Source organism: Pontibacter ummariensis, from assembly GCF_900188175.1.
GTDB classification, from domain to species: domain Bacteria; phylum Bacteroidota; class Bacteroidia; order Cytophagales; family Hymenobacteraceae; genus Pontibacter; species Pontibacter ummariensis.
The window spans coordinates 162,903-169,124 of sequence record NZ_FZOQ01000015.1; the positions used below are offsets into that span (position 1 = coordinate 162,903).

At 50.5% G+C, this 6,222-nt stretch carries 5 protein-coding genes; 2 read left to right on the top strand and 3 right to left on the bottom strand.

The features are described from left to right. Positions 1-65 precede the first annotated feature (65 nt). Positions 66-329, bottom strand: a complete 264-nt coding sequence (locus tag CHB92_RS16550; RefSeq protein ID WP_089320338.1) for a hypothetical protein — start codon at positions 327-329, stop codon at positions 66-68. 246 nt (positions 330-575) lie between these two features. Here CHB92_RS16550 and hrpB point away from each other — a divergent pair, with 246 nt between their 5' ends. Continuing rightward, the gene (hrpB, locus tag CHB92_RS16555; RefSeq protein WP_089320339.1) at positions 576-3,122 is read left to right on the top strand and encodes an ATP-dependent helicase HrpB; all 2,547 of its coding nucleotides are present in this window, start codon (positions 576-578) and stop codon (positions 3,120-3,122) included. Between the two features lie 8 nt (positions 3,123-3,130). Here the strand turns inward: hrpB and CHB92_RS16560 are convergent, their stop codons facing one another. Then, the gene (locus CHB92_RS16560; protein ID WP_089320340.1) at positions 3,131-3,889 is read right to left on the bottom strand and encodes a DUF4184 family protein; all 759 of its coding nucleotides are present in this window, start codon (positions 3,887-3,889) and stop codon (positions 3,131-3,133) included. A gap of 244 nt (positions 3,890-4,133) precedes the next feature. Between CHB92_RS16560 and CHB92_RS16565 the strand changes: the two genes are divergently transcribed. Beyond that, positions 4,134-4,613 (top strand): hypothetical protein, encoded by a 480-nt coding sequence (locus CHB92_RS16565; protein WP_089320341.1) that lies wholly within the window; start codon positions 4,134-4,136, stop codon positions 4,611-4,613. An 8-nt stretch (positions 4,614-4,621) separates the two neighbouring features. Here the strand turns inward: CHB92_RS16565 and CHB92_RS16570 are convergent, their stop codons facing one another. Beyond that, a complete protein-coding gene (locus CHB92_RS16570) occupies positions 4,622-5,512 on the bottom strand; it encodes a sulfotransferase domain-containing protein (RefSeq protein ID WP_089320342.1) in 891 nt (296 codons plus the stop codon). Positions 5,513-6,222: the final 710 nt, after the last annotated feature.

Sequence of the window (6,222 nt, forward strand, 5' to 3'; positions counted from 1 at the left end):
AGGGCCGGCTGGGCTTATTACAGTTGGTGTACGCTTCGGTGCTATCCTGCTAATCGAACGGATAGCTATAACCCGTTGTCCAGGTAGTCCTGCACATTAATTTCATCAACATAAGGCTCAAAGATAGCCAGTGTACTGGCAGACTTTTTAAAAGCACCGATGACCTCCGCCTCCTTTCCCGACCACAATTCTACAAAAGAATCACCTAAAGCGTATAGGGTCACTACCCACTCCTTATGCTGTCGCTGTGCCAGTATGGTGCCATCCTTCGCCAGCACCTCGGCCTGACTCCTCAAAGGGAGCCGCTGAAACATAGAATATTCAATCATACAATTTCTCTCTAACAAAAGTGACAAGTGTACCGAGCCAAATGGCAAAACCACAGTCTCTTCACGTCCTGTCACCTTATCAACAATAAAACCAAAATTAAATAAGTTTCATAGTCAGGAGCCAAGGAACAAGGCAAATCACGACAGGAAGTACAATTTACTGACAGTGTTTTACTTAACGCTGGTCGGTAAAGAGAAACAGCGACTACTTATTTTTTTAGCCAGGAATTCGGAACTTTGGTTTCTATGTCATCTACCCGCTTACTTCCCAATCTGCCTGACCTGCCTGTAAAGGAAACGCTTCCCAGGCTGCTTGATGCCCTGGATACGCATACAAGAGTTGTACTGGAAGCCCCACCGGGCGCCGGTAAAACCACCCTCGTGCCGCTGGCCCTGCTGGAGGCTTCCTGGCGGAACGAAGGGAAGATACTGGTACTGGAGCCCCGGCGTTTAGCGACACGGGCAGCAGCCCAACGGATGTCTGACCTGCTGGACGAGGATCTAGGGCAGACGGTTGGCTACTGGATACGGATGGAGCACATGGTATCGAGCAAGACCCGGATAGAAGTCGTGACAGAAGGAATTCTGACCCGGCTCATACAAGACGATCCGGCACTGGAAGGAATTGCCGCGATTATCTTCGATGAATTTCATGAGCGGAGTTTGCAGGCGGATCTAGGTCTTGCCCTGGCACTGGACGCTCAGGCCGTACTGCGCCCTGACTTGCGCCTGCTGGTAATGAGTGCTACCCTCGATGCCGCTGCCGTTGGCAATTGGCTAGAGGCACCAGTGGTACGAAGCGAAGGCCGACAGTTTCCGGTAGAAACACATTATTTACCAAACGCAGCAGTTGCCGCAGCAGGCAACCGGCCAACCGAAAGACTCGTGAACCTGGTGCCTAAAGCGGTTCGGGAGGCCCTTGAAAAAGAGGAGGAAGGAGACATCCTGGTGTTTTTGCCGGGTATGGGGGAGATACGCAGAGTTGCACAGCAATTAGAGGGCAAGTTAGGCCCGTACGTAGACCTGCATTTACTGCACGGAGAGCTTGCTTTGTCCAAACAGTTAGCTGCCATAGCCCCTGCCCTGGCAGGACGGCGAAAAGTGGTGTTGACCACCAGCATTGCTGAAACGAGCTTAACGATAGAAGGGGTCAAGATCGTGATAGACGGAGGCTTTGCCAGAGTGCCCCGCTTCGTTCCCCGTACCGGTCTTACCACCCTCGAGACGCTTCCTGTTTCCCAGGCTGCCGCTGACCAGCGGCGCGGACGTGCCGGACGTTTGGGACCGGGCATTTGCTACCGGCTGTGGTCATCTGCTGATCAGCTTCAACTGTCTGACCGACAAGCTCCGGAAATTTGTGAAGCCGACCTTACCGGATTGGTATTGGAGTTGGCCATTTGGGGTGTAAAAGACGCCACTACCCTGAAATGGCTGGATACGCCTCCTCCTGCTGCTTTAGCCTTGGGACGAGACCTTTTGCAAGGTTTAGAGGCGATAGATGCGGCTGGCAACCCTACCCGCCATGGGAAAGCCCTGGCAACGCTAGGCCTCTCGCCCCGCTTAGGCCATTTGGTGGTGCGCGGGAGTGAACTGGGGCAGGGTGCCACGGCCTGTGCACTGGCTGCCCTGCTCTCCGAACGGGATATTCTAAAACCCGTGCAAGTTTCCCGGCCCAGCCCTTTGCCTGACCTGCACCTCCGGCTGGAATTACTTTCAGGAATAAGACCGCCTACACCCGGCTTTGTGGTAGACGAGAACACCCTGCGAAGGGTGCGGGAACAGGCCCAGCACCTGCGGCAACGGATACGAGAACCGGAGAAAAGCATACACCCCGATGCAACTGGCCTGCTGACGGCCCTGGCTTATCCCGACCGGATGGCGCAACGGGAGTCATCAGGAAAGGTGCGGTTAGTTACAGGACAAAGAGCCGGCCTACAGACAGAGCTTTTCGGAGAAGCAGCGTTTTATGGAGTAGCGCACCTGGAGATTGGAAAATACCCGCGCGTGCTGTTGGCTGCCCCTGTAACGAAAGCAGAGCTGCTGGAGCACTTTATCGAACACATAGAGCAGGTACAGGAAGTACGTTGGGATGCAGCGGCAGCGCGTGTAGTAGCACGACAATTTACCAGGCTGGGAGCATTAGTGGTAGAGGAAACAGCCCTGGCAAAACCTGACCCGGAGCTTGTAGCGGAAGCACTGCTGCAGGCACTACAAGAAAAAGGCGTCGAACGCCTGCCTTGGTCCGATTCGGCTCTGCGTACCCGCCAACGCCTTGCATTTCTACATCAGTTTTCACCTGAAGACTGGCCTGAACTCTCAGATCAGGAATTAGCAAACACCATGGACCTGTGGTTGGGCCCGCACCTGGCTGGCATGCGCTCCATGGAGCAGGTATCGCGGCTGGATTTTAATGAAATCCTGCTTTCAAGCCTTTCCTGGGAGCAACGCCAGGAGATGGATCGGCTTGCGCCAACGCACCTGGAGGTTCCGAGCGGTTCCCGCATAGCACTTGACTATTCGGATCCGGCTACTCCTGTTTTAGCAGTGCGGCTACAGGAAGTTTTTGGTATGTTGGACACGCCCCGCATTGGTGGCGGTAAAGTGGCTTTGCTCATTCATCTACTCTCTCCTGCCTCCCGTCCTGTGCAGGTAACGCAGGACCTAAGGAGTTTCTGGAACAATGGCTATTTTGAGGTGCGCAAAGACCTGCGGGGCCGCTATCCCAAGCACCACTGGCCTGAGGACCCGCTTTCGGCACAACCTACCAGAGGCACCAAGAAAAGGCCACAGTAGGCTTAACACTACGGCTTGGTTACCTTTGGACGGAACAAGTCATACAGGGCAGACACGAGGGCCAGGGCATAAAGACTTGCACTGGTAAGCACCACTATGAAGCGGCTCAAGCTTCCACTCCATTTCTCGGACCAAAGCTTTAAGCCCACTATGCTTGCCGTTCCTAATAAGATACTTCCCCAGAAAGTCAGCTTTTCTGTTGCAGAAAGAAAATTAACATTTGTTTCCCTGGCCTCTTTCCGAAAGAGCAGCCAGATTAAAAAAACCAACCCTAGCACAGAGCCTGTCCTTTCAATAAGATGATACAACTTATTGTGGACCGGGCCAACCCGCACTTGCTGGCTGAAAAACTCTGGGTTCAGGTAGTATACCCAGCCATCCGGGCGGGCGAAATCATCCCAAAACAAGTGGGAGAGCGTCCCAATAAAGGCCGAGAAGGCAAAGACCAGCCAGGCCCGCTTCAGGTACTGCATGAAATCAAAAGACAAACAATCTGCATACTTCCTATCCATTGGGGATGGGAGGTGTAGGATCAAGCTGTTTCTAACCCAAAGGTGAAAGGCAATAGCTACCAGGAAAGAAAGCGGCAGGTCGATGAGAAAGATACCCGGCAGCGTGTGCCCGAAATCCGAGCCAGTACTCATTTTAAGGAAATATTGTAGATCGGGTGCGATACTGCCCATGATCAGGCCTGTCAGGGAAAACCAGGAAGGTTTTAGCTTTTTTAAAGGCACGACAATGGCAGGGTGAGAAAATGTAAACGGCATGGCGGGTAGTAAACTTTATCCTTGTAATCACTCTTATCCTGAACCTGCTGAAGCTTACGTAAGTCCTGTGCCCTCCGGTTGGTTTAAGCGTACTATAACCTTGGCTCCTTTCCTAAGTGCTGCAAACGCTGCGCTTGCTTCCGCTCCTTTTAGAAGAATAACGGTAAACTTAAGTCCATAAAACTCGTTCTTGTGCTCTAGTTATCATAAACGTGTACAACAACTCAAACGCACTGGATTATTAATGGAAAACACCCGGTCTGAAAGCATCGAAGGTCTTGTCAGAGAACAACTAGTAGAACTTCTGAAAGGAGGTTTTGCCCCAAATGTAATTTTACTACGGGAGTTTGACCACAGGAAAGCAGGCATTGTGCTGGACGGGCTACACTTTTCTGCTTGGGTTTTGCTTGGGCACATTCATGCCCGCCACACTACCTTGCTCAACTTCATGAAAGACCCCGGCAAGCATGGAAATGTGTGGCCAGATGCTCCCTGGCCGCAAAATTATGCCCCCCAAAGTCAACAAGAGTGGAACGCTGCCATAGACCGCTATGAAGCCGACCTGGAAGAGATGATGGCGATTGTAAAAAGTCCGAACACCGAGCTTTTCAGAAAACAGGAAAACGGAAAGACGCTTTCCTGGGCAGCCATGACGACCTTACACCACACCGGGTATCATATCGGACAGTTGAAGACAATTGGAAGGCAATTAGGTGTTTGGTAAGCTATGTCTTAATACAGCACCATTTGCGAGCTAATAATTTCATCCTTTAAGAGTTCAAAGTCTTCATGCGAAGGTTGATGCGTGTAGCGCATAGCCTCCCCTCTTTCTTGTGGGTAGTTCAGGTAACGGATCAGAGGGCCTGCTATAATGTCTGCCTTCTCTACCTGCTCATTGGTTAGCTGATCCATCCAATATCCTGACTGCCCTTTCTTCAGGTGCTTGGGGTTGTTACGCTTCATCATTGTAAAGCTCATCGCCTCTTGTAGTGCTTCGCGTTGGCTGTCATTCAGATCAACTTCCAGATAATCCAATAATAAGCTCAATTCCTCCTGGAAGTCTAGCAGAAAGCCTTCGTAAAAGGCTATGTGTATGTTATAGGCTTTGCTTAAACGCAAATGGTCAAACACATGCCAGACCCATTCCTGTACAAGTTTGTCAAAGTTCTTTTTCAGGAACTGTTTCGGGTCCTTTTCCTCCTGCGGATAGTACTTCAGCATGTACTCAGAAGTATAGTACTTGGCTGCTGAAACGGCTCTGTCCCGCGGGTCACGCACGATATATACTTTCTTATCGAACAGGTCTAGTAATTCTCCACTCCTTTCACAGATCGGGGAGTGTGTCCACACGTGGTTTGTTTGCCGCACATAATCCACTATACACTCCACAGGCATTCGAAAGATACTGCTGATACGGTAACTATACTGCAGGTCTGTCACATCTAACACATCAATGCTGGCCTGGCTCGGGTAGTTCAGGTCCCAGGTTTTAGCTAGGTTGTAAATGGGCTGTGTTTGTATAAAACTGGTAGTGTCCAGGCCTTGTGTGCGAAGTACGTTCTGTATGATGTTGTAAAGCCAGAAATTACCACATTTAGGTGCTCCACCCTGAAGAATTTTCATGCTCGTGCTTATGCTGTTTTATTCATGGGCTATACGTGCACCTATAGGATAGGATATAAATTAAACGTTTATGAAAGGGACGTTCGTGGAAACAAGCAGTAGCAAACCACTAACGGATTTTCTTTATAACTTTCATTCAATTCGATTGCATTACCACCTACCAACACCTTATTGGTTTAAACTTCCATTTAAACAGACGCTTTTTAAAGGTCTGGTACTGCACTCGGGACTTACCTTATCCTATCCACCTTTACCACTCACCGTACGCCATCCCCCTCCTATTGTGCTCAAACTGAAGAAAGAAATATGGGACAACAGAGCTAGAGCATTCTAAAAATGATGAAAGACGACCTACAGGTTGTTTGGCTGAAGCTTAACTTCTATTGTTGCAGAGGTATAATTGATTCTCTAAATGCTAAACATTAAGAGAGTCCCCTTCTCGCATAAATCTGGTTTGACAGCTGTTCGACGTACCTGTCCTATCGAACTTTATACTCGTTTCGAGCTGAGCGGGAAAGCTACCGGGGATTCTGTTTGGTCTCACAAGGGATGAGATGACAAAAGAGGAGTGCCACGCCTGGATAACACCATAAAGGCCCTTCCCGGGTGGCTATAAAAAGCAAACACCCCCTGCCGCATTGGCGGAGGGGGTGCTGGTTGTTGGGGTTGGCGGCCACCTACTCTCCCGGCTGTGACACCAGTACCATCGG